Consider the following 22,339-nt stretch of genomic DNA (forward strand, 5'->3'; position numbering starts at 1 on the left):
TTGGCGTATGAACGCCAAGACCGAAGCGCCCAGCTACAACCCCAACGAGATCGAAGCCGCCGCCCGTGCCTACTGGACGGAGCGCGACGCCTACCGCGTCACTGAAGACGCCAGCAAGCCGCACTTCTACGCCTGCTCCATGCTGCCCTACCCCTCGGGCAAGCTGCACATGGGCCATGTGCGCAACTACACGATCAACGACATGCTGGCCCGCCAGCTGCGCATGAAGGGCTTCAACGTCCTCATGCCCATGGGCTGGGACGCCTTCGGCCTGCCGGCCGAAAACGCCGCGATGAAGGGCAAGGTGCCGCCGGCGCAGTGGACCTACTCCAACATCGCCCACATGAAGGGCCAGATGCAGGCCATGGGCCTGGCCATCGACTGGAGCCGCGAGGTCGCGACCTGCCAGCCCAGTTACTACAAGTGGAACCAGTGGCTGTTCCTGAAGATGCTGGAAAAGGGCATCGCCGAGCGCCGCACCCAGGTCGTCAACTGGGACCCGGTGGACCAGACCGTGCTGGCCAACGAACAGGTCATCGACGGCCGCGGCTGGCGCTCCGGCGCCCTGGTCGAGAAGCGCGAGATCCCGGGCTACTACCTCAAGATCACGCAGTACGCCGAGGAGCTGCTGTCGGCCGTCGCGAATCCCGAAGACCCGAACTACCTGTCCGGCTGGCCCGAGCGCGTGCGCCTGATGCAGGAGAACTGGATCGGCAAGAGCCAGGGCGTGCGCTTCGCCTTCCCGCATTCCATCGAAGGCGGCGGCGGGCGCCTGTGGGTGTTCACGACCCGCGCCGACACCATCATGGGCGTGACCTTCTGCGCCGTCGCGCCCGAGCACCCGCTCGCCACCGTTGCAGCCAAGACCAAGCCCGAAGTGGCCGCCTTCATCGAGGAATGCAAGGCCGGCGGCACGACCGAGGCCGAGCTGGCCACACAGGACAAGAAGGGCGTGCCGACCGGGCTGTTCGTGACCCACCCCATCACGGGTGCCCAGGTCGAAGTCTGGGTCGGCAACTATGTGCTGATGAGCTATGGCGACGGCGCCGTCATGGGCGTGCCGGCGCATGACGAGCGCGACTTCGCCTTCGCGCTGAAGTACGGCCTGCCCATCAAGCAGGTCATCGACGTCGACGGCCAGGCCTACGACGACAAGAAGTGGGCAGAGTGGTACGGCGACAAGTCCAAGGCCCGCTGCATCAACTCCGGCGTGCTCGACGGCCTCGGCCATGTCGACGCCGTCAACAAGGTCGCCGAGCTGATGGCCGAGAAGGGCCTGGGCGAGAAGAAGACCACCTGGCGCCTGCGCGACTGGGGCGTCAGCCGCCAGCGCTACTGGGGCACGCCCATCCCCATCATCCATTGCGATGACTGCGGCGTCGTGCCGGTGCCCGAGAAGGACCTGCCCGTCGTGCTGCCCGAGGACCTGATCCCCGACGGCAGCGGCAACCCGCTGAACAAGCATGCCGGCTTCCTGAACGTCGGCTGCCCCAAGTGCGGCAAGCCGGCGCGCCGCGAGACGGACACGATGGACACCTTCGTCGATTCGTCCTGGTACTTCATGCGCTACTGCGATCCGACCAACGACCAGGCCATGGTCGCGGACGGCACGAAGTACTGGATGCCGATGAACCAGTACATCGGCGGCATCGAGCACGCCATCCTGCACCTGCTGTATGCGCGCTTCTGGACCAAGGTCATGCGTGACCTCGGCCTCATCGAGGCCAGCGAGCCCTTCGAGAAGCTGCTGACCCAGGGCATGGTGCTCAAGGGCGCCTTCTTCCACAAGCCCGAGGGCGGCGGCAAGGACTACTACTGGGACCACGAAGTCGACGTCATCCACGACGACAAGGGCGGCATCACCGGCGCCAGGCTGAAGAAGGACGGCACGCCGCTCGAGTACGAGATGACGACCATGTCCAAGTCCAAGAACAACGGCGTGGACCCGCAGGCCCTCATCAACCAGTACGGTGCCGACACGGCCCGCCTGTTTGTCATGTTCGCCAGCCCGCCGGAGCAGACGCTGGAGTGGAACGACGCCGCTGTCGAAGGCGCCCACCGCTTCCTGAAGCGGGTGTGGAACTTCGGCGCGCGCAATGCCGATGCGATCAAGACTGGCGGCGTTGACTTTGCAGCGCTGAACGGCGACGGCAAGGCCTTGCGCCGCGAAGTGCACAACGTGCTCAAGCAGGTCAGCTACGACTACGAGCGCATGCAGTACAACACCGTCGTCTCCGGCGCGATGAAGCTGCTGAATGCGCTGGAAGGCTTCAAGGCCGAAGGCCAGTCGGCCGCCATCCGCGACGGCTTCTCGGTGCTGCTGCGCGTGCTCTACCCGGCCACGCCCCACATCGCCCACCAGCTCTGGCAGGACCTCGGCTTCGCCGCCGAACTCGGCGACCTGCTCGACGCGCCCTGGCCCACGGTCGACGAGGCCGCCCTGGTGCAGGACGAGATCGAGCTGATGCTGCAGGTCAACGGCAAGCTGCGCGGCTCGGTCAAGGTGCCGGCCGCCGCCGACAAGGCGGCCATCGAGGCTGCCGCCCTGGCCAATCCGGAGTTCATCAAGTTCGGCGAAGGCAAGGCGCCGAAGAAGGTCGTCATCGTCCCCGGTCGCCTGGTCAACATCGTCGTCTGATGATGCAGCGTCGCGCAGTACTTCTCGGGCTGACCGCCCTCACCGGCTGCGGCTTCGAGTTGCGTCATGAGCCGGTGCTGTCCTTCCAGACCCTGGCCCTGACCGGCTTCCCGCCCGAGTCACCGCTGGCGGCCGGCCTGAAGCGCCAGATCAAGCGCACGCCGGTGCAACTGGTCGAGGACCCGGCACGCGCCCAGGTCGTGCTGGAAGCCCTGCGCGAATACCGCGACCGCACCGTCGTCGCGTCCACCAGCGTCGGCCAGGTGCGCGAATGGTCGCTGCGCCTGCAGTTCGACTACTTGATCCGCACCGCAGCCGGTGAGCTGCTGGTGCCCAAGGTCGAGCTGCGCCTGAGCCGCGACATGAACTTCACAGAGACCGACGCCCTGGCCAAGGAGCAGGAAGCCGCCAACCTCTACGGCGCCATGCATTCCGACGCCATCGCCCAGGTCATGCGCCGCCTGGCCGCCGTCAGGCTGCAGAACTGATGCAACTGCGCGCCGAAGGCCTCAGCGCCCATCTGAGCAAGGGCCTGGCCCGCATCTACACCGTGCACGGCGACGAGCCCCTGCTCGCCCAGGAGGCGGCCGACCAGATCCGCGCCGCGGCCAAGGCCCAGGGCTTTGGCGAAAGACAGATCTTCACCGTCGCGGGCGCCTATTTCGACTGGGCCCCGGTGATGGCCGCCGCCCAGGCCATGAGCCTGTTCTCCGAGCGCCAGTTCATCGAGATCCGCATTCCCAGCGGCAAGCCCGGCAAGGACGGCTCCGAAGCCTTGCAACGCTATGCCGAGGCCGCGCCCGACGACGTGCTGACCCTGGTGACCCTGCCGCGTCTGGACAAGACCCAGCTCTCGAGTGCCTGGTTCACGGCCCTGGACGGCAACGGTGTGTCCCTGCGCGTCGAGCCCATCGAGCGCCGCCTGCTGCCGGCCTGGCTGGCCCAGCGCCTGAAAGCCCAGGGGCAATCGGTGCCCGAGGGCGAGGACGGCCAGAAGGCCCTGGCCTTCTTCGCCGACCGCGTCGAGGGCAATCTGCTGGCGGCCCACCAGGAACTGCAGAAGCTCGCCCTGCTGCACCCCAAGGGCGAACTGAGCCTGGCCGACATCGAAGCCGCCGTGCTGGACGTGGCGCGCTTTGACGTCTTCAAGCTCAGCGAGGCTGTCTTGTCCGGTGCCGTGCCGCGCATCCTGCGCATGCTGGACGGCCTGGAGGCCGAGGGCGAGGCCGCCGTGCTGGTGCACTGGAACCTCGCCGAGGACGCACGCGCCCTGGCCCGCGTGCGCGCCGCGCTGGACGCCGGCCGCCCGCTGCCCATGGCCATGCGCGAGGCGCGAGTCTGGGGCGCCAAGGAGAGGCTCATCGAGCGCATTGCGCCGCGTCTGGACAGCGCCCAGGCCGGCGCCCTCGTCCAGGCCGCGCAGGTGTGCGATGGCCTGGTCAAGGGCCTGCGCCACCCCGACTGGCCCAGCGACCCCTGGGCCGCGCTGCGGCGGCTGGCCTTGATGCTGGCCGAGACCGCCACCGGCAGGAGCGGCACGGTTCTGGCCGCGCGCTGACTGAGACACCGGGCTGCCGCCGGCGCCAACCCCACCCTCACTTTCCTCACCTGGGATTCAGCCTGGGTGATTGCACGTGTCAATGCTTGTATATTGGATCCAATCATTGGATCCAATCAAGTCTGACATGGACGACAGCGCGCACATCATCGATTCCCACACCGGCGGCGAGCCCACGCGCGTGCTCGTCAGCGGCGGGCCCGATCTCGGCTCCGGCAGCATGGCCGAGCGGCTGGCACGGCTGCGCGACGAGCACGACGCCTGGCGCCGCGCGCTGATCCTGGAGCCGCGCGGCTCCGAGGTGCTGGTGGGCGCTTGGCTATGTCCGCCACGCCAATCCAATGACGATTGGGGCGTGATCTTCTTCAACAACGTCGGCTACCTCGGCATGTGCGGCCACGGCACCATCGGCGTTGTCGCGACGCTGCGCCATCTCGGATTGATCGAACCCGGCACGCTACGCTTGGCCACACCGGTCGGCCCGGTGCAGGCCACGCTGCACGAGGACGGTGCGGTGACGGTGGCCAATGTGCCGTCCTACCGCCTGGCGCGGCAGGTGGCGGTGACGTTCGAGGACGGCCAGACTTTGCATGGCGACATCGCCTGGGGTGGCAACTGGTTCTTTCTCTGCAGTGACCATGGCCAGGCGCTGACGTCGGATCGCACGCAGCCACTGACCTCCTATGCGCTGAAGCTGCGCGTGGCCTTGCAACAGGCCGGCATCACCGGCGCTGACGGCGCGGAGATCGATCACATCGAACTGCTGGGCCCGCCGGCCGACGCTGCCAACGACGGCCGCAACTTCGTGCTCTGCCCCGGTGCGGCCTATGACCGCTCGCCCTGCGGCACCGGCACCAGCGCCAAGCTGGCCTGCCTGGCGGCAGACGGAGCGCTGGCCCCCGGCGCCGTGTGGCGCCAGGAGTCGGTGATCGGCTCGGTGTTCGAGGCGCGCTACGAGCCCGCCGAGGACGGCAGCATCCACCCCTTCATCCGTGGCCGCGCCCATGTCACGCTGGATGCCCGGGTCGTGTTCGACCCGGCGGATGCCATGAGCTGGGGCATCTGAGGCGACGGTATGTCAGCCGAACGGCCGATCAATGCTGAGGCTGGGCTGGGTGAACCAGCGCGGCCCCTGCCCCGTCATGTAGAAATGGTCTTCCAGCCGCACGCCGAAGGCGCCGGGCACGACGATCATGGGCTCGTTGCTGCAGCACATGCCGATCTCCAGCGGCTGGGTGTTGCCGCGCACCAGATACGGGTGCTCATGAAGGTCCAGGCCCACACCGTGGCCGGTGCGATGCGGCAGGCCGGGCAGCTCATAGCCCGGTCCCAGGCCATGGCTCTCCAGCACCGCGCGGGCCGCATCGTCCACGGCCTCGCAAGGCGTACCGAGCTGGGCCGCCGCAAAGGCCGCGGCCTGGGCCTCGTGTTCGATGGCCCAGATGCGCCTCACTTCGGCGCCGGCCTGGCCGTGCACATAGGTGCGCGTCAGGTCCGAGGCATAGCCCTCGACGGAACAGCCGCAGTCGATCAGCACCACGTCGTCATCGGCCAGCGTCTGTGCGTGCTTCACCCCATGCGGATAGCTCGTGGCCTGGCCGAACAGCACGATGCAAAAGCGCGAACCGCCGCCGCCTATGCGCTTGTGGGCCCGGTCAATGAAGTCCTCGACCTCGCACGTGTCCATGCCCGCGCGCAGCACCGAGCGCGCCGCTTGCTGCACGCACAGCGTCATGTCGAAGGCCCGCTGCAGCAACGCGATCTCCGTGGCCGACTTGCGCATGCGCAGCGTGGCGATGAGGTCGCTGCCGTCCACCAGCGGCCAGCTGGGCGCAGCCCGCTGCAGCCGCCAGGCGAAGTTGAAGGGCAGACTGCCGTCCAGCGCGAGACCGTGGCCGCCGCAGGGCAGCGCCTGAGTCACCCGCGCCAGCAGCGCCCACGGATCCTCATGTTCGTCCCACAGCTGCAGCGGCGCGGGCAGCCCCCAGCGGTCCATCAGCGCGTCGCGCTCGAAAGCGGGGGCGATGTAGAGCGCCTCGCCCTCGGCCGGCACCAGCGCCCCGAGCAGGCGCTCGCTGGGATACCAGGGCGTGCCCATGAAATAGCGCAGCGAGCTGCCGGCATGCAGATAGAGGGCCTGCAGCCCTTGGTCGCGCAGCAGCGCCTGCAGCCGCCGCAGCCGCTGGCGGTATTCGTCGGGCTGGATGGGCTGCACGCCGGCGCGCAGGTCGGCCAGGGCGCTCAGCGCCGCGTCAAAGGAAGTCATGTTGTCCATGGGGTGGTGGGATGAGTGAAGCCGCCGAACTGCTGACGCTCGATGAAGTGGCCTACCTGGGGCAGGACGCACTGCGCCTGCTCGAGCATCTGTTCGAGCCGCTCGACGACGTGGTGTATTTCGTCAAGGACGGTGCGGGCCGCTACCGCAGCGCCAACCGCAGCCTGTGGCGGCGCTGCGGCTTGGGCGGCCGCGAGGAGCTGCTGGGCCGCACCGCACGCGACCTCTTCCCGGCGACCATGGGCGAGGCCTTCCTCGACCAGGACCGCCAGGTCATGGCCAGCGGCCAGGCCCTGCACCGCCAGCTGGAGCTGCATGTCTACCCGGACCTGCGCGCCGGCTGGTGCCTGACGCACAAGCTGCCCATCCGCGACACGGCGGGCCGCGTGGCCGGCGTGGCGGGCCTGTCGCGCGACCTCGGCCTGCCCGACCACAGCCACCCGCAGTACCAGTGCATCGCCCACATCGCCGCCTGCATCCGCACGCGCTTCGCCGAGCCGCTGCAACTGGGTGAACTGGGGCGCGAGGCCGGGCTGAGCCCGGACCGCGTGGAGCGCATGTTCCACCGTGTCTTCCAGCTGACGCCGCGCGAGATGCTGGTGCAGGTGCGCGTGAACGCGGCACGGGCCCGGCTGGCTGCGCCTGAGGCCGTCAGCATGGCCGAGCTGGCGCTGGATTGCGGCTATGCCGACCAAAGCGCCTTCACCCGGCAGTTCAAGGCCGCAGTCGGTTTGACACCGTCGCACTACCGCCAGCTCCACGCACTTGGAGAGCGGCCGCCGCCGCCCTCCAAGCGCGAGCGCTGAACATCCAGCTCCCCCCAGCCCCCTCCAAGAAGGGGCTCTAGCAGGAGGTGGGCTCCCTCCAGCCTCCCTCCGAGAGGGAGGCTCCAGCGAGTTTGACGAGCCGGCCTCGCAGCCGGCACGGCCGCATCAACGAACACGCTAGTGCCCTCCTCTCGGAGGAGGGCTAGGAGGAGTCGTCGGACTCGCTGGAGCCCGCTCTCGGAGGGGGCCGGGGGGAGCAGCATGAACCGCAGACGCGGTGCTGGTGGGCTGCTGGAGCAGTCCACCAGCCAACCGCTGCTGCAGAAAACCATAGCTGAGCGCCCACAGCCGCGCCTGCTGCGCCGGCGTCGAGGCACCGGCATGGCCGCCCTCGGTGTTCTCCCAGTACAGCACCTCGTGGCCTTGCTCCTGCAGCCGCGCCACCATCTTGCGGGCGTGGCCGGGGTGGACGCGGTCGTCGCGCGTCGAGCTGGTGTAGAGCACCGGCGGATAGCGCTTGTCGGCGGTCGCGTTGTGGTACGGCGAGTATTTGCCGATGTAGTCCCACTGCGCGGGGATGTCGGGGTTGCCGTACTCCTCGATCCACGAAGCACCGGCCAGCATCTCGTGGTAGCGGCGCATGTCGGTCAGCGGCACCTGGCTGACGACGGCGCCGAACAGCTCCGGCCGCTGCACCAGGGCCACCGAGGTCAGCAGCCCGCCCAGGCTGCCGCCCATGATGCCCAGCTTGTCGGGCCGCGTGATGCCGCGGCGCTGCAGGTCCTCGGCGACGGCGATGAAGTCGTCGAAGCTGCGCTGGCGCTGCTCGCGCAGGGCCGCCTGGTGCCAGCGCGGGCCGAACTCGCCGCCGCCGCGCAGATTGGCCAGCACGTAGACGCCGCCACGCGCCAGCCAGGCACGGCCCAGGATGCCGTTGTAGGCCGGCCGCATCGAGATCTCGAAGCCGCCATAGCCATAGAGCAGCGTCGGTCGGCCACCGTCGGGCACGGGGCCACGTGGGGCGACGATGAAGTAGGGAATCGAGGTGCCGTCGGCGGACCTGGCATGCAGCTGGCGCACTTCCAGGCCCTCGGTGTCGAAGAAGGCCGGCAGCTGCTGCAGGGCGGCGCGCTTGGCCTGGCCGACTTGTGCCGCCTCCAGCCGCGCGGGCTGCAAGAAGCTGCTGCGCGTCAGCAGATAGCGGTTGGAGGTCTGCCCGGCCAAAGCCATGACGGACAGGCTCTCCAGCTCGCCGGTGGGCACGGCGCGGCGCTGCCATTGCTGGCCGGCGGGCCGCCATTCGGCCAGCTGCTGGCGCACGTCCTGCATGCTGACGATGAGCAGCGCGTCGCGCAGCGGCACCAGGCTTTGCAGGGCGCCGTCACGCGCCGGGTCGTGCAGCAGCGTGAACTTCGGTCTACCGTCCAGCCACGCCTGCAATGGCGTGGCGATCACGGCACCCGCCGGGTAGGCGCCCCAGTCCGAGCGCAGCTCCACCAGCGCCTGGCCACCGAACAGCTGGGCTTGGGCATCGTCGGGCTTGGGCAGCTCGACAAGCTTGCCGTCGCGCAGCAGGTATTGCTTGCCGGCGAAGAAGCTGGTGCGGCGCTCCAGCACGAACTGCTGGCGGCCACCCAGGTGCTCGCCCCAGGCCCAGAAGCCGACCTCGTCGACATCGCCTTCCAGCAGCAGGTTGGCGTCCGCCAGCGACGTGCCGCGCTTCCACAGCTTCAACTGGCGCGGGTAGCCCGAGCGCGTCAGGCTGCCGGCGCCAAAGTCGGTGTAGACGCCCAGCGTGTCGGCATCGACCCAGCCCGCGCCACCCTTGGCCTCGGGCAGCGCGAAGCCACCCTCACCGGCCGTGACGAAGCGGCCCTCGACGGTGTCGAACTCGCGCAGCACATGGGCATCGCCGCCGCCGCGGCTCAGGTTGACGAGGCAGCGCCGGGCCTGGGGCGCGAGGCAGTTCGCCCCGGCCCAGACCCAGCGCTCGTCCTCGCTTTTGGCGAGCCGGTCCACGTCCAGCACGGTTTCCCACCGCGGCTGGCCTTTCAGATAGTCCTCGGGCGCACTGCGGCGCCAGATGCCGCGCGGGTGCTCCGCATCGCGCCAGAAGTTGTAGACATGGCGGCCGAGTTGCTCGGCCGGCGCCAGCCGCGCCGGCGAGGCCATGACCTCGGCCAGTTCGGCCTCCAGCTTGGCGAAACCGGGCGACTGCAGCACGGGCGACAGCGTCGGCTGCTGGGCGCGCACCCAGGTCAGCGCGCGCTCGCCGTCGACGTCCTCCAGCCAGCGGTAGGGGTCGGCCATGTCGGCCGGCGGCGTGGCCGCGGCGGCGAGGTTGGCCGCCAGCATCAGGGCAAGCGCACGCATCAGAACTTCACCTCGGCGCTGAGCTTGAGCACGCGGCCATTCAGATTGGGCAGGCCGGCCGGGCGGCGGAACACGGCAGGCTGCTCGTTGAAGGCATTGAAGAGATTGGCCGACAGCGTCCAGCCCTTGATGCCGCTGTACTGCAGCCACATATCGGTGCTGGTCCAGCTGCTGACGCGGCAGTGGCTCTCGGGCTCGCCGCGGTCGGCGCAGCCCTGGGACTGGTAGTAGCCGTCGTCCCACTCGTCCCAGGCCAGCTTGGTGGAACTGCTGTAGTTGACGCGGCTGCCCAGCTTCCAGTCGCCGCGGCTCCAGTTGGCCTTGAGCACGGCGCGCTCGCGCGGCACGCCGTTGTAGCCGATGCGGTTGACGCGCCAGGCCTGCGCATCCGTGTCCCAGTACAGCAGCTTGGACTGGATGTTGGCCTCCAGGTTCAGGTCCAGCTTGCCCCACTCGCCCAGGCCCCAGCGGCTGCGCAGGTCGATGTCGAAGCCGCTGACCCGGGTCCTGTAGAGGTTGCGGTATTGCAGCCGCATGGTGCGGATGGAGCCGGACTGGAAGGCGATGGTCTGGCCGGTCAGCTCCTTGGCGCGCTGCGACCAGAGCTGGTCCTGCACGGAGACGGCGTCGCGCGGCACCAGGCTGGGGTTCTGGTCCTCGTTCTGCAGGATCTGCGTGATGTCGGGCGTGCCGATCTCGTCGCGGCGCTTGATGTTGTAGTAGTCGATGGAGACGCTGACGTTGTCCAGCGCCTGCACGACGATGCCCACCGACGCATTGTTGGAGCGCTCGGGCTTCAGGTCGGGGTTGGGCGTGACGCTGGACGGGAAGCTGACCGAGCAGCCGGAGTTGAAGGCCAGGTTGGCTTCGATCTGGTCGGCGGCGTTGCCGGTCTTGAGCGCGTCACGCAGGGCGCGGGCGGTCTCGCAGCGCTTGGGGTCGTTGAGGCTGTTGTTGAACCAGGAGGCGCCGCCGTTGCCGGTCTCGGGCAGGCTGGGCGCGCGGAAGCCCTGGGTCAGAGTGCCGCGCAGCAGCAGGGCCTTCGTCGGCCGGTAGGCCAGCTGCAGCTTGGGCGTGATGGCACCGAAGCCGTCGAAGACCTTGTCGCCGCGCAGGGCCAGCGTGGCCTCCAATTGCTTGGTGATGGGCGCCGCGAACTCGGTGAAGACGGCCGCCGTGTTGCGCTTGCCCCCGATGTTGACGCCCGAGAAGCCGACGATGCGCGCCTGCAGGATGTTGTCCATGCTGCGATGGAAGAAGTCCTCGTGGCGCAGTTCGGCACCGACGGCCATCATCAGCGGGCCGGCCGGCAGCTGATAGATCTCGCGCGAGCCCTTGAAGTCGGCGAACTGCTGGCGGTAATGGCCCGTGGAGCCCATCTCCGGGAACATCTTGTTCAGCACCTCGGCCGAGTTGACCTGGCCGAACTTGTACTGGCCGCTGGTGACGGCGTCGGTATAGCCATAACGGTCCAGATAGAGGTGCTGGCGCTGCGTCGCGCGCGAACCCATGTCGCCGACGGCGGTGTCGATGTCCCAGCCGCCCAGCGTGCCTTCGACGCCCACCACCAGCCGGTGGTCGAAGGAGGCGCCGACGTTCTTGAACATGTCGGGGTTGTCGACGTAGCGATAGGCCAGCGTGACCGGGAAGTCATAGGGATTCTGCGGATGGCCCACCGGCAGCGCCGGATGGCTGAAGCTCTGCAGTTCGCCCTTCAGCGAGTCGTACCAGGTCGACGTCGTGCCCGCGGCCTGGCTGCGCGGCACATTGGTGTAGTACTTGGCCTGGATGTCGGCGAACTGCAGTTCTGTGAAGGCCGTCAGGTCGTTGCTGAGCTTGTAGCGGCCGCCGAGCATGCCGGTCAGGCGGTCGGCGGCGGGGCGGGCGTCGCTGTCCTTCCAGTAGTCGTAGAGGCAGACGCCGCCGACCAGGTTCTCCGGCGCACAGCGCGGGGCCGGCGTCGTGAAGCTCTTGCCCGCCAGCGCCGGGTCCTTGTAGTTGGCCGGGTAGCGGCCGGTGTAGTTGCCGGGGAATGAGCCCGACGACAGCTGCAGGCGGGCGGGGTTCTGCTCGACATACCAGCCGGGCAGCAGCGGGCGCACGTCGGCGTCCTTGTAGCTGCCGCGCTGGTACATCTCGAGGTGGCCGTAGAGGTTGTAGCCGTCGTCGTCCAGGCTGCCGTGGCCCACGGTGACCGAGCCCGACCTGTCGTGCGCCAGGAAGCTGCGCCGCAGCGACTGCTGGGCGCTGACGGCCAGGCCGACGCCGCGGAAGTCCTTGGTCGTGATGATGTTGATGACGCCGCCGATGGCGTCCGAGCCGTAGATGGCCGAGGCGCCGTCCTTCAGCACCTCCACGCGCTCGATGAGGTTGGCGGGGATGGCGTCGATGTTGCTGAAGTTCAGCTGCAGGCCGTCGGCGAAGCCGTAGCTGGTCAGGCGCCGGCCGTTGAGCAGCGTCAGCGTGCCGCCGGTGCCCAGGTTGCGCAGCGACACGCCCGAGGCACCGCTGGCCCAGGAGTTGGCGCCGCCGAGGTCGCTGATGGCACGGCCGTCGTTGTCGGTCAGGTTGCCCAGCACGTCGCCGACCGTCAGGGCGCCCGAAGCCTTGATCTCGTCGCGCGAGATCGTCAGCAGCGGCTGCGAGCTCTCGGCGTCGGTGCGCTTGATGTTGGAGCCGGTGACGACGATGCGGTCCAGCTTCTCCTTGCTGTCCTTGGCGTCGGTGGGAGCGTCGGCGGCCTGGGCAGCAAGCGCCTGCAGCGCGAGGGCAATGGCGACGGTGCTGCGCGTGAGTTGCGGTGTCTTCAAGAGGACCTCTTAGTCTGGTGGGTCAAAGTGCCACCAGAAACCCCCTGGCAGCTGACCCACCGAACGTTAGAAATCCGTCACGCAAACGTCTTGAAGCCCACCGCAGCCGCGGCGCGGAAATCGGCACAAGGGCCGCGGTCTTCGGGAAGTCCCCGAGGCGAAATCAGGCAGTGCGAGCGCGGCGCTTCTTCGGCGCGGCCTGCTCTGCCTCCTGCGCCTGCATATACGCCGAGTAGCGCTCGCAGGCACCCAGGATGTGCTGGCGCGTCAGGCGTGCCGCCGCCTTGGCGTCGCCCGCCACGCAGGCTTCCAGGATGGCCAGGTGCTCGGCCCGCGCCTGGGCCCGCCCATCGGTCAGCTGCAATTGGTCGACGAGATAGCGCTCGGTGCGGTCCAGCGCCGCCACGGCGGCCTGCAGGTGGTGAGGCATGTCGGCCTCGGCGTACAGCGCGCAATGGAAGTCGCGGTTCAGCTCGCCCCAACGTACCGGGTCGGTCTCCTTGGAGAAGGCCTGGCAGCGCTTCTTGGCCTCGGCCAGGGCGCCGGCCTGCAGACGCGGCACGGCGTTCAGGATCAGCTCACCCTCCAGCAGCGCGCGGAAGCGGCACAGCTCCTCGACCTCGGCGCGGCTGTGCCCCGCCACGGTGTAGCCGTGATAGCGCTTGATCTGCACCAGGCCATGCTGCTCCAGGCGGTTCAAGGCCTCGCGCACGGGGATGCGGCTGGTGTGCAGCTGGCGCGCCAGTTCCTCCTGGCGCAGCGGTTCGCCGTCCTTGAACTGGCCCGTGATGATGGCGCGGTGCAGGGCCTCGTAGACCTGATCGCCCGCCGAAGGGCCGGGCGTGGTGCGGGCAAGCGTGAGAGGCGTGTCGGGCATGGCGTGGCGCGGGCAAAGAGATCATCATTTTGAACCGGCGCCAGCGCCTCGCTCAGGATTGGATCCAAAATCTTGCAGATTGGATCCAATATGCAATATGCTGCGCACCAGTTTCAACCGAACCGGAGCATCACCACCATGTGGCAAGGCGTCTTTCCCGCAGTCACCACCAAGTTCAACGCAGACGGCAGCCTGGACGCCGCCGAGATGCAGCGCTGCTTTGCGCTGCAGATGGCGGCCGGCTGCGACGGCCTGATCGCCTGCGGCTCGCTGGGCGAAGGCCCCATGCTCAGCCATGACGAGCGCCTGCAAGTGTTCCGCCTGGCCAAGGAAGTGGCGGGCAGCAAGCCCGCCCTGCTGACCGTGGCCGAGGCCGGCACGCGCGAGGCCTGCGCCCTGGCCGAGAAGGCCGCCCGCGCCGGCGCCGACGGCCTGATGGTGGTGCCCAGCACCATCTATCACACCGATGTGCGCGAGACCGCCATCAACCTGCGCGCCATCGCGGCCGCGGCCGACCTGCCGGTGATGATCTATTCCAACCGCATCGCCTATCGCGTCGACGTGACGACCGACCTGCTGGAGGAACTGGCCGACGACCGCCGCTTTGTCGCGGTCAAGGAAAGCAGCGACGACATCCGCCGCAGCACCGAGATCCTGACGCGCCTGGGCGATCGCTACGCCGTCTTCACCGGCGTCGACAACCTGGCCTTTGAGGCCTTGTGCGCCGGCGTGCAGGGCTGGGTGGCCGGTCTGGTGGTCGCCTTCCCGGCCGAGACGGTGGCCGTCTACCGCCTCGTCAAGGCCGGCCGCCTGGCCGAGGCGCTCGCCATCTACCGCTGGTTCCGCCCGCTGCTGGACCTGGACGTGTCGAGCTATCTGGTGCAGAACATCAAGCTCGCCGAGGCCCTGGCCATCCAGTCCAACGAGCGCGTGCGCGCGCCGCGCCTGCCGCTGGCCGGCGAGCGCCGCGCCCAGGTCGAGGCCGTCATCCACAAGGCCCTGGCGACACGCCCGACATTGCCCGTCCTCTGAGCATGCAGTTCCGCAGTCTGATTGCCGGCCAGTGGTGGCCGGGTGGCACCGCCGTGCCCAACGACAACCCTTCGGATCAAAACGATCCCGTCGGCACCGCCTTCGAGATCGATGCCGCCGGCATGCAGGCTGCGATCGACGCCGCCGCCGAAGCCGCACCCGCTTGGGGCTTCAGCGGCCCGCAACAGCGCTTCGACGTGCTGGACCGCATCGGCGCCGAGATCCTCGCCCGCCGCGAGGAACTGGGCCGGCTGTTGGCCCGCGAACTCGGCAAGACCCTGGCCGAGTCCACTGCCGAGGTCGGCCGCGCCGGCCAGATCTTCAAATTCTTTGCCGGCGAGGCACTGCGCCAGGCCGGGCAACTGCTCGACTCGGTACGGCCGGGCGTGCGCGTGGAGGTCACGCGTGAGCCGCTCGGCGTCGTCGGCCTGATCACGCCCTTCAACTTCCCGCTCGCCATTCCGGCGTGGAAAGTAGCGCCCGCCCTCGCCTTCGGCAATGCCGTGGTGCTCAAACCCGCCGAGCGCACGCCGGCCAGCGCTTGGGCCCTGGCCGACATCGTGCAGCGCTCGGGCCTGCCGCCCGGTGTCTTCAACCTGGTGCTGGCACGCGGCGCGGTGGCCGGCCCGCTGCTGGTGGACAGCCCGCAAGTGGCGGCCATCAGCTTCACCGGCTCGCAGGCCGTGGGCCGGCGTCTCGCCGCGGACTGCGGCTTGAGGCTGAAGAAGCTGCAGCTCGAGATGGGCGGCAAGAACCCGCTGCTGGTGCTGGACGACGCCGACCTCGATCAGGCCGTGCACTGCGCCGTGCAAGGCGCCTTCTATTCGACCGGCCAGCGCTGCACGGCATCGAGCCGGCTCATCGTCACGGCCGGCATCGCAGCGCGCTTTCGCGATGCTCTCGTCGAAGCCACACGGGCCCTGCGCGTGGGCCATGCGCTGGAGGCGCAGACGCAGATCGGCCCCTGTGTGGACGCCGCGCAGCGCGAGGGCGTCGAGCGCGAGATCGAGGCCGCGCTGGCCGAAGGCGCCGAGGTGCTTTGCGGCGGCGAGCGCCCAGTGCGGCCCACCGTCGGCCATTTCCTCGCCCCGGCCCTGGTGATGCCGGCTCGGCCCGGCACGCGGCTGGACCGCGTCGAGGCCTTCGGCCCGCTGGCCAGCCTGACGGTGGTGTCGGACTTCGAAGCCGGCCTGGCCCTGGCCAACGACACGGAGTTCGGCCTGGCCGCCGGCGTCTGCACACAATCGCTCAAACACGCCGAGGCCTTCCGCCGCCGCGCGCGGGCCGGGCTGGTGATGGTCAACCTGCCGACGGCCGGCGTGGACTATCACGTGCCCTTCGGCGGCCGCAAGGCCAGCAGCCTGGGCTCGCGCGAACAGGGCAGCATGGCGGCCGAGTTCTACACGACGGTCAAGACGGGCTATCTGCTGGCATGACGGACGAGGAGTGGGAGCAGCTGCCGCCGCTGGAGGCAGGCTGCATGCGCGCGGTGCAGACACTGGTGATCGGTGGCGGCATCGTCGGCCTGGCCTGCGCGCTGCGCCTGCAGGCCGCCGGCCAGCAGGTGCTGCTGATCGAGCGCGAGCGCCTCGCCGCGGGCGCCAGCCGCGGCAACGCCGGCGCCCTGGCCTTCTCCGACGTGCTGCCGCTGGCCTCGCCCGGCATCCTGCGCCAGGCGCCACGCTGGCTGCTCGACCCCCTCGGCCCGCTGAGCCTGCGGCCGACCTACGCGCCGGCCATGCTGCCCTGGCTGTGGCAGTTCTGGCGCGCCAGCCAACCGGCCCGCGTGGCCGCCAGCACCCAGGCCCAGGCCGCCTTGCTGGCGCAGTCGGCCGCCGAGTGGCCGGCCCTGCTGCGCCTGGCCGGTGCCCAGGACCAGCTGCACGATGGCGGCAATCTGCATCTCTACGACTCCGAGGCGCAGTGGCGGGCCGCGCAGGCCAGCTGGGCGCAGCGGGCCGAATACGGCATCGCCTTCCAGAACCTCGAGGGCGCAGACGCCCTGGCCGCGCTGCAGCCCGGCCTGAACCCGGCGCTGCGGCACGGCGTGTTCGTGCCGCACTGGCAGACCGTGGACGACCCGCTGCGGCTGTGCCACAGCCTGGCCCAGGCCTTTGTCGCACGCGGCGGGCGGCTGGCGCGCGCCGAAGCTCAAACACTGTTGCGCGAATCGCGCGGCCTGATGCTGCAGTTGGCCGACGGCAGCCTGCTGCTGGCCCAGCGCGTGCTGCTGTGCGCCGGGCCCTGGTCGCACCGGCTGGCGGCCAGCCTGGGCGAGCGCTTTCCACTCGAAGCGGAGCGCGGCTACAACACCACGCTGCCGCCCGGCGCCTTCCCCTTGCAGCGCCAGCTGACCTTTCCCGGCCATGGTTTCGTCGTGACGCCGATTGCCGGCGGCGTGCGCGTCGGCGGCGCGGTGGAGTTCGCCGGACTGGAGGCAGCACCGAACTACGCCCGCGCCGACGCCATGCTGGCCAGGGCCCGGCGCTTTCTGCCGGGGCTGCGCACCGAGGGCGGCACGCAGTGGATGGGCTGTCGCCCTTCGCTGCCGGACTCGCTGCCGGTCATCGGCCCCTCGCCGGCCGACGACCGGCTGTTCTATGCCTTCGGCCACGGGCATCTGGGGCTGACGCAGGCGGCGGCGACGGCCAGGTTGGCCGCGGACTGGGTCCTCGCCCAAGGCAGGCCGCCAGCGGCCTTCGCGCCGTCGCGCTTCCTCTAGGCCACGCCGCAGCCGCAAGCGGTAAAACTGGGGCCGTTCTGGCTGCCCCTTGAGCGCGATTCGGCTATCGTGGGGGCTGGAGCCCCGCCCACATGACGACCGTACGCCGCCTCTGCCTCCTAGCCTTTGCGTTGAGCCCGCTCGCGGCCGCGGCGGTGCCGGTGACTGTGCAGTTGCGCGGCCCCAATGGCCAGCCGCTGGCCGATGCCGCCGTGGCCGTCGAGGTCAAGGGCCGTACCGGCAAGACCAGCAGCGCCAAGGCCGAGATGGGCCAGCGCGACCGCCAGTTCACGCCCCAGCTGCTCATCGTGCAGACCGGCACCTCGGTCAGCTTCCCGAACTTCGACACCGTGCGGCATCACGTCTACTCGTTCTCGCCGATCAAGGTCATCGACATCAAGCTCTACTCGGGCACGCCGGCCGAGCCCATCGTCTTCGACAAGCCCGGCGTCGCCACGCTGGGCTGCAATATCCATGACCGCATGAGCGCCCATATCGTCGTCGTCGACACGCCCACCTTCGGGCGCACCGACCCCAAGGGCCAGCTGTCCCTGGACCTGCCTGCCGGCGAGCATGTCGTCAAGGCCTGGCACGGCGACCAGAAGTCGCCCAGTCTGCAGAGCGCCAAGCTCGACGTGCCGGCAGGTGGGGGCCCGCTGGCCCTGACCCTGGCCGAGTAGCGCATGAACCGCACCCCTCGCCGGCTTCGCCCGCGGTCCCCCGAGGGGACGCTTCAGCGGCTTCGGGCGGCCGGGCGCCACTGACGATGCGCTGGCCAGCCTGGCTGAACCTGCGCCGCCTCGAGGGGCGCATCGTCGCCCTCTTCCTGGCGCTGCTGCTGGTGGTGCAGTTGATCAGCTTCGGCGCCATCCACGCCAGCATCACGCACAACGCCGAGGACTCGCTGGCGGCCGAGCTGCAGACCGGTGAGCGCGTGCTGCGCCGCCTGCTCGACCAGCGCGCCGGCAAGCTGCGCGACGCCGCCGAGCTGCTCGCCAAGGACTACGGTTTCCGCAGCACGGTCGGCCTGTCCCTGGCCGAGGCCGGCACCGTCGAGACCATCAAGGACGCCCTCGTCAACCAGGGCGAGCGCGTCGGCGCCTCGGACGTCGCCTATTTCGATGAGCAGCAGCACCTCGTCGCGGCCACGCGCGACGGCGCGGCCGCCTTCGGCGCGGCCCTGGGCCAGCTGGTGCGCAGCAAGGACGGCGCCGCCCTGGCGGTGCAGGGCAACCGGGTCTACCAGGTCGTCGCCGTGCAGGTGCGCACGCCGGCGCCGGTCGGCTGGGTGCTGATGGCCTTTGCGCTGGACCGCGAGGTGCTCGACGACCTCAAGGCCCTGTCCGAACTGCAGGGCGTCGTGCTGCTGCAGACGCCTAACCAGCCGTGGCTGGGCACGGTCAGCAACCTCGACGGCAATGCCACCGCCGCCCTGCCCGCCCGCCTGGGCCGGGAGGCTCCCGTCGACGGCGTCTTCGAGCTGGCCGGCGAGCGCATGCGCGCCCGCTTCGTGTCCCTGCTCGACGGCGAGCAGCACCTGGGCGTGCTGCTGCTGCGCTCCCTGGACGCCGCGCTCGCGCCCTATCAGCAGCTGCAGCTCATCCTGCTCGGCCTGACGGTGCTGGGCGTGGCCATCTTCGCCCTCGTCAGCGTGCTGCTGGCGCGAGGCATCAGCAACCCCATCACGGCTCTCTCGGCCTCAGCGCGCCGGCTCGAGGGCGGCGACTACGACACCCCCGTGCCGGCCACCGCGCGCCTGGAGGAAGTGCACAAGCTGGCCCTGGCGCTGGAGAGCATGCGCGAAGGCATCCGCCGCCGCGACGCCCTGGTCAACAACCTGGCCTATGTGGACCAGCTGACCCTGCTGCCCAACCGCGCCCGCTTCGCCGAATTCCTGCAGCACCATCTCGCCAACAGCGACACGCCTGGCGCCGTGCTGATGCTGGACCTGGACCGCTTCAAGCATGTCAACGACGTGCTCGGCCATGACGTCGGCGACCGCCTGCTGCAAAGCGTGGCCGAGCGGCTGCAGGCCCTGTGCGCGCCGGCCCACTCGGTGCTGGCGCGCCTGTCGGGCGACGAGTTCGCCATCCTGCTGGCCCATACCGACGCCCATGCCGCCAGCGAGGCGGCGCTGGCCATCCTGAAGGACTTCGAGCGCCCGCTGCAGATCGACAACGAGACCATCGACCTCGGCGCCGGCATCGGCATCGCCCTCTTCCCCGAGCATGGTCACGACGTCAACCTGCTGCTGGGCCGGGCCGAGCTGGCCATGTATGCGGCCAAGAGCCGCCAATGCGGCAGCCTCATCTATCACGCCCAGCTGGATGCCGGCAGCCAGGAGTCGCTGTCGCTGCTGACCGAGTTGCGCCACGCCGTCGAGGACAACGAGCTGCGCCTGTTCCTGCAGCCCAAGATCGACTTGCAGAAGGGTCACGTCGTCGGCGCCGAGGCCCTGGTGCGCTGGCAGCACCCGACGCGCGGCCTGGTGCCGCCCATGCAGTTCATCCCCTTCGCCGAGCAGACCGGTTTCATCCGCATGCTCAGCGCCTGGGTGCTGTCCGGCGCGGCCAGGTTCGCACGCGAGGCCGCGGACGCGGGGCTGGCGCTGCGGCTGTCGGTCAACCTGTCCACCCGCGACCTGATGGACCAGGACCTGCCGGCCAAGATCGAGGCCATGCTCACGCCGCTGCAGGTGGCGCCGGCCTCGCTGTGCCTGGAGATCACCGAGAGCGCCATCATGGACGACCCCGAACGGGCCCTGTCCACGCTGGAGCATCTGCACGCCATGGGCTTCAAGCTGTCCATCGACGACTTCGGCACCGGCTATTCCTCGCTGGCCTACCTGAAGCGGCTGCCGGTGGACGAGCTCAAGATCGACAAGAGCTTCGTCATGGCCATGGAGCGTGATCTCGACGATGCGCGCATCGTGCGCTCGACCATCGAGCTGGCCCACAACCTCGGCCTGAGTGTCGTCGCCGAAGGCCTGGAAACCGTCAAGGCCTGGGCCATGCTGGCCCACCTGGGCTGCGACGAGGGCCAGGGCTATTACATCGGCAAGCCCATGCCGCAGGAGCAGTTCATCGCCTGGGCCAAAAGCTGGCAGCCACCCGACACCTCGGCCGTCACGACCGAGAGCGTCATCGCCAAGCTGGGCTGAGCCCGGACCGAGGGCAGCCCACTGCGGGCTGCCCGACGCCCGGTGAAGGACAAGCCGCTCGCCAGCGGCTTGGCTTAGTTGTCCCGGTCTTCCAGCGCTTCACACAACGCCATCAGCCCCGCCGTCACCGTTTGCAGGCGCACCGCCTGGCGGTCGCCGCTGAAGTTCTCGCGCCAGACCTGGGCCGGCCGACCCGCATGAACAAGAGCCAGCCAGACCGTACCGACCGGCTTGGCCTCGCTGCCGCCCGTGGGGCCGGCCACGCCGGTGACGGCCAGGGCCCAGTCGATGGGCGCATGGGCCAACAGGCCGCGGGCCATGTGCTCGGCCACCTCGGCGCTGACGGCGCCGTGCAGCGCGATCAAGCCCTTGGGCACGCCCAGCAGCTCGGCCTTGGCCTCGTTGCTGTAGCTGACGACGCCGCGCTCGAACCACTGGCTGGAGCCGGACAGGCTGGTGCAGGCCGCGGCGATGAGGCCGCCGGTGCAGCTCTCCGCCGTGCCGATGCGCTCACGCCGCTGCATCAGGGCCACGGCGATGCGGTTGATCAGCTCGAAGTCGTCGGCAAACATGGCATCACCCCAGCAGGTAGCGGTAGAGCGCGATGACGGCAAGCGTACAGCCGGCCGCCACGAAGTCATCGAACAGGATGCCAAAGCCCTGGGCCCAGGTGACCGGAGCGCCGCGCTCGCCCTTGAAGAGACGGTCCGCCCAGCCCACCGGCCCCGGCTTGGCCGCATCGAAGCAGCGGAACAGGCCAAAGGCGATCAGCTGGCCCAGCCAGCCCACCGGGCTGATCAGCCACAGGATGAGCCAGAAGGCCAGCACCTCGTCCCAGACGATGGAGCCGGGGTCGGGCGTGTTCATGTCGCGCGCCGTGCGCGTGCAGGCCCACCAGCCGACAAGAGTGCCGACGCCTATCAGCAGCGCCCAGGCCAGGTCATACATCCACGGCGCGACGACGATAAAGACCAGCCAGGCCCATAGCGTGCCGACGGTGCCGGGCGCCTTCGGGCTGAGGCCGCTGCCAAAGCCCAGCGCGATCCAGCGCGCCGGATGACGCAGCATGAAGGCCGCGGTCGGCCGAATGGGTGCACCGTTCATGAGGCGAAGTGGTCAAAGCTGCGCAGACCGTGCTCGACGCTCAGGCCATGCGCGTCGACGACGCGCAGCCCCGGCTCGGCCTCGATGACACCGATACGCGTCAAGGGCACGCCGACATCGGGCAGCACGGCGCCAGCTAGGGCCGTGAAGACGAGTTCATAGTCATCGCCGCCGGCCAGCAGGCATTCCTGCTGCAGGGCCATGGGCTGGGAAGCCAGCACGCTGCTGCGCGGCAGCGCGTCGACATCGAGCTGGGCCCCCACGCCCGAGGCCGCGAGAATGTGCCCCAGGTCGCCGAGCAGGCCGTCGGAGATGTCGATGGCCGCCGTCGCGATGCCGCGCAAGGCCTGGCCAAGAGCCAGGCGCGGCGTCGGATATTCCATGGCGGCGCGCACGATGTCGAAGCCCGCGCCATCCAGGGCCACCGTGCCGCGAAAGACCTCCAGCGCCAGGCGCGCATCGCCCAGGCGCCCGGAGACCCAGATCTCGTCGCCGATGCGGGCCCCGCTGCGCAGCAGCACCTGCCCCGGCGGCGCCTCGCCGAAGACGGTGATGCAGATGTTCAGCGGCCCCTGCGTCGTGTCACCACCGATCAGCGGGATGCCGCTGGCGTCGGCCAGGGCCCACAGGCCGCGGGCAAAACCCGCCAGCCAGGCTTCGTCAACACGCGGCAGGGCCAGGGCCAATGTGAAGCCTCGTGGCGTGGCGCCGCAGGCGGCCAGGTCGCTGAGGTTGACGGCCAGGGCCTTGTGGCCGAGGCGCTCGGGTGCCACCGTGGAGAGGAAATGCCGGCCTTCGACCAGCATGTCGCTGGAGACGAGCCAGCGCGCGCCCGGCGTGGGGACGAGGACGGCGCAGTCGTCGCCGACGCCGACCTCCACGCCTGGCGCCGCGGGGCGCTGGAAGAAGCGCCGGATCAGATCGAATTCACCCATGGCGGTGATTGTCTCCGTGTGGACATCCACAGCACCCAGGCGCAACCGCGGTGGCATGATTCCCACCCCTCGTCGGCCTTTGTGATGT

General features: G+C 69.6%; 17 protein-coding genes. 10 read left to right on the plus strand and 7 right to left on the minus strand.

Features of this window, described 5'->3' with window-relative positions; translation table 11 throughout:
• Positions 1-7: 7 nt before the first annotated feature.
• From leuS to J2X20_RS12110, 4 genes are all read left to right on the plus strand, one after another.
• Entirely contained in the window at positions 8-2,638 is a 2,631-nt protein-coding gene (leuS, locus tag J2X20_RS12095; RefSeq protein WP_310264854.1) for a leucine--tRNA ligase, read from the plus strand.
• On the plus strand, positions 2,638-3,126 hold the full coding sequence (locus J2X20_RS12100; RefSeq protein WP_310264857.1) for an LPS-assembly lipoprotein LptE: 489 nt from the start codon (positions 2,638-2,640) through the stop codon (positions 3,124-3,126). The genes leuS and J2X20_RS12100 overlap by 1 nt, the downstream gene beginning before the upstream one ends.
• Positions 3,126-4,196 (plus strand): DNA polymerase III subunit delta, encoded by a 1,071-nt coding sequence (gene holA, locus J2X20_RS12105; RefSeq protein WP_310264858.1) that lies wholly within the window; start codon positions 3,126-3,128, stop codon positions 4,194-4,196. Before J2X20_RS12100 ends, holA begins: the two co-directional genes overlap by 1 nt.
• Positions 4,197-4,323: 127 nt before the next feature.
• Positions 4,324-5,262, plus strand: a complete 939-nt coding sequence (locus tag J2X20_RS12110) for a proline racemase family protein (RefSeq protein WP_310264861.1) — start codon at positions 4,324-4,326, stop codon at positions 5,260-5,262.
• 12 nt (positions 5,263-5,274) lie between these two features.
• Here the strand turns inward: J2X20_RS12110 and J2X20_RS12115 are convergent, their stop codons facing one another.
• On the minus strand, positions 5,275-6,471 hold the full coding sequence (locus tag J2X20_RS12115) for a M24 family metallopeptidase (protein ID WP_310264863.1): 1,197 nt from the start codon (positions 6,469-6,471) through the stop codon (positions 5,275-5,277).
• 11 nt (positions 6,472-6,482) lie between these two features.
• Here J2X20_RS12115 and J2X20_RS12120 point away from each other — a divergent pair, with 11 nt between their 5' ends.
• Positions 6,483-7,277: an AraC family transcriptional regulator gene (locus J2X20_RS12120; RefSeq protein ID WP_310264866.1), complete on the plus strand. Its 795-nt coding sequence runs from the start codon at positions 6,483-6,485 to the stop codon at positions 7,275-7,277.
• A 138-nt stretch (positions 7,278-7,415) separates the two neighbouring features.
• Here J2X20_RS12120 and J2X20_RS12125 read toward each other — a convergent pair whose 3' ends face one another.
• The 3 genes from J2X20_RS12125 to J2X20_RS12135 form a co-directional block, all read right to left on the minus strand.
• The gene (locus J2X20_RS12125; protein ID WP_310264869.1) at positions 7,416-9,611 is read right to left on the minus strand and encodes a prolyl oligopeptidase family serine peptidase; all 2,196 of its coding nucleotides are present in this window, start codon (positions 9,609-9,611) and stop codon (positions 7,416-7,418) included.
• Entirely contained in the window at positions 9,611-12,421 is a 2,811-nt protein-coding gene (locus tag J2X20_RS12130; protein ID WP_310264870.1) for a TonB-dependent receptor plug domain-containing protein, read from the minus strand. The genes J2X20_RS12125 and J2X20_RS12130 overlap by 1 nt, the downstream gene beginning before the upstream one ends.
• 163 nt (positions 12,422-12,584) lie before the next feature.
• Entirely contained in the window at positions 12,585-13,298 is a 714-nt protein-coding gene (locus J2X20_RS12135; RefSeq protein WP_310264872.1) for a GntR family transcriptional regulator, read from the minus strand.
• 138 nt (positions 13,299-13,436) lie between these two features.
• Between J2X20_RS12135 and J2X20_RS12140 the strand changes: the two genes are divergently transcribed.
• From J2X20_RS12140 to J2X20_RS12160, 5 genes are all read left to right on the plus strand, one after another.
• A complete protein-coding gene (locus J2X20_RS12140) occupies positions 13,437-14,330 on the plus strand; it encodes a dihydrodipicolinate synthase family protein (RefSeq protein ID WP_409034148.1) in 894 nt (297 codons plus the stop codon).
• Positions 14,331-14,332: 2 nt separating this feature from the next.
• Entirely contained in the window at positions 14,333-15,766 is a 1,434-nt protein-coding gene (locus tag J2X20_RS12145) for an aldehyde dehydrogenase family protein (RefSeq protein ID WP_310264874.1), read from the plus strand.
• Positions 15,763-17,052, plus strand: coding sequence for an NAD(P)/FAD-dependent oxidoreductase (locus J2X20_RS12150; RefSeq protein ID WP_310264876.1), 1,290 nt, complete (start codon positions 15,763-15,765; stop codon positions 17,050-17,052). Before J2X20_RS12145 ends, J2X20_RS12150 begins: the two co-directional genes overlap by 4 nt.
• A 92-nt stretch (positions 17,053-17,144) precedes the next feature.
• On the plus strand, positions 17,145-17,732 hold the full coding sequence (locus tag J2X20_RS12155) for a methylamine utilization protein (protein WP_310264878.1): 588 nt from the start codon (positions 17,145-17,147) through the stop codon (positions 17,730-17,732).
• A gap of 86 nt (positions 17,733-17,818) precedes the next feature.
• Positions 17,819-20,212 carry a putative bifunctional diguanylate cyclase/phosphodiesterase gene (locus J2X20_RS12160; RefSeq protein WP_310264880.1) on the plus strand — a complete coding sequence of 798 codons (2,394 nt, stop codon included), beginning with the start codon at positions 17,819-17,821 and terminating at the stop codon, positions 20,210-20,212.
• A 74-nt stretch (positions 20,213-20,286) separates the two neighbouring features.
• Here J2X20_RS12160 and J2X20_RS12165 read toward each other — a convergent pair whose 3' ends face one another.
• From J2X20_RS12165 to thiL, 3 genes are read right to left on the minus strand one after another with little or no spacing between them, the layout of a single operon-like run.
• Positions 20,287-20,784 (minus strand): CinA family protein, encoded by a 498-nt coding sequence (locus tag J2X20_RS12165; RefSeq protein ID WP_310264882.1) that lies wholly within the window; start codon positions 20,782-20,784, stop codon positions 20,287-20,289.
• Between the two features lie 4 nt (positions 20,785-20,788).
• Positions 20,789-21,316, minus strand: a complete 528-nt coding sequence (locus J2X20_RS12170) for a phosphatidylglycerophosphatase A family protein (RefSeq protein WP_310264884.1) — start codon at positions 21,314-21,316, stop codon at positions 20,789-20,791.
• A complete protein-coding gene (thiL, locus tag J2X20_RS12175; RefSeq protein WP_310264886.1) occupies positions 21,313-22,251 on the minus strand; it encodes a thiamine-phosphate kinase in 939 nt (312 codons plus the stop codon). Before thiL ends, J2X20_RS12170 begins: the two co-directional genes overlap by 4 nt.
• Positions 22,252-22,339 lie beyond the last annotated feature (88 nt).

This window comes from Roseateles saccharophilus, assembly GCF_031458095.1.
Taxonomy (GTDB): Bacteria; Pseudomonadota; Gammaproteobacteria; order Burkholderiales; family Burkholderiaceae_C; genus Pelomonas; species Pelomonas saccharophila_A.

What these genes read in the sequence shown, in the direction of transcription:
- leuS (WP_310264854.1), top strand. Translation starts at nt 8, where the DNA reads ATGAACGCCAAGACCGAAGCGCCCAGCTACAACCCCAACGAGATCGAA.
- J2X20_RS12100 (WP_310264857.1), top strand. Translation starts at nt 2,638, where the DNA reads ATGATGCAGCGTCGCGCAGTACTTCTCGGGCTGACCGCCCTCACCGGC.
- holA (WP_310264858.1), top strand. Translation starts at nt 3,126, where the DNA reads ATGCAACTGCGCGCCGAAGGCCTCAGCGCCCATCTGAGCAAGGGCCTG.
- J2X20_RS12110 (WP_310264861.1), top strand. Translation starts at nt 4,324, where the DNA reads ATGGACGACAGCGCGCACATCATCGATTCCCACACCGGCGGCGAGCCC.
- J2X20_RS12115 (WP_310264863.1), bottom strand. Translation starts at nt 6,471, where the DNA reads ATGGACAACATGACTTCCTTTGACGCGGCGCTGAGCGCCCTGGCCGAC.
- J2X20_RS12120 (WP_310264866.1), top strand. Translation starts at nt 6,483, where the DNA reads ATGAGTGAAGCCGCCGAACTGCTGACGCTCGATGAAGTGGCCTACCTG.
- J2X20_RS12125 (WP_310264869.1), bottom strand. Translation starts at nt 9,611, where the DNA reads ATGCGTGCGCTTGCCCTGATGCTGGCGGCCAACCTCGCCGCCGCGGCC.
- J2X20_RS12135 (WP_310264872.1), bottom strand. Translation starts at nt 13,298, where the DNA reads ATGCCCGACACGCCTCTCACGCTTGCCCGCACCACGCCCGGCCCTTCG.
- J2X20_RS12140 (WP_409034148.1), top strand. Translation starts at nt 13,437, where the DNA reads ATGTGGCAAGGCGTCTTTCCCGCAGTCACCACCAAGTTCAACGCAGAC.
- J2X20_RS12145 (WP_310264874.1), top strand. Translation starts at nt 14,333, where the DNA reads ATGCAGTTCCGCAGTCTGATTGCCGGCCAGTGGTGGCCGGGTGGCACC.
- J2X20_RS12150 (WP_310264876.1), top strand. Translation starts at nt 15,763, where the DNA reads ATGACGGACGAGGAGTGGGAGCAGCTGCCGCCGCTGGAGGCAGGCTGC.
- J2X20_RS12155 (WP_310264878.1), top strand. Translation starts at nt 17,145, where the DNA reads ATGACGACCGTACGCCGCCTCTGCCTCCTAGCCTTTGCGTTGAGCCCG.
- J2X20_RS12160 (WP_310264880.1), top strand. Translation starts at nt 17,819, where the DNA reads ATGCGCTGGCCAGCCTGGCTGAACCTGCGCCGCCTCGAGGGGCGCATC.
- J2X20_RS12165 (WP_310264882.1), bottom strand. Translation starts at nt 20,784, where the DNA reads ATGTTTGCCGACGACTTCGAGCTGATCAACCGCATCGCCGTGGCCCTG.
- J2X20_RS12170 (WP_310264884.1), bottom strand. Translation starts at nt 21,316, where the DNA reads ATGAACGGTGCACCCATTCGGCCGACCGCGGCCTTCATGCTGCGTCAT.
- thiL (WP_310264886.1), bottom strand. Translation starts at nt 22,251, where the DNA reads ATGGGTGAATTCGATCTGATCCGGCGCTTCTTCCAGCGCCCCGCGGCG.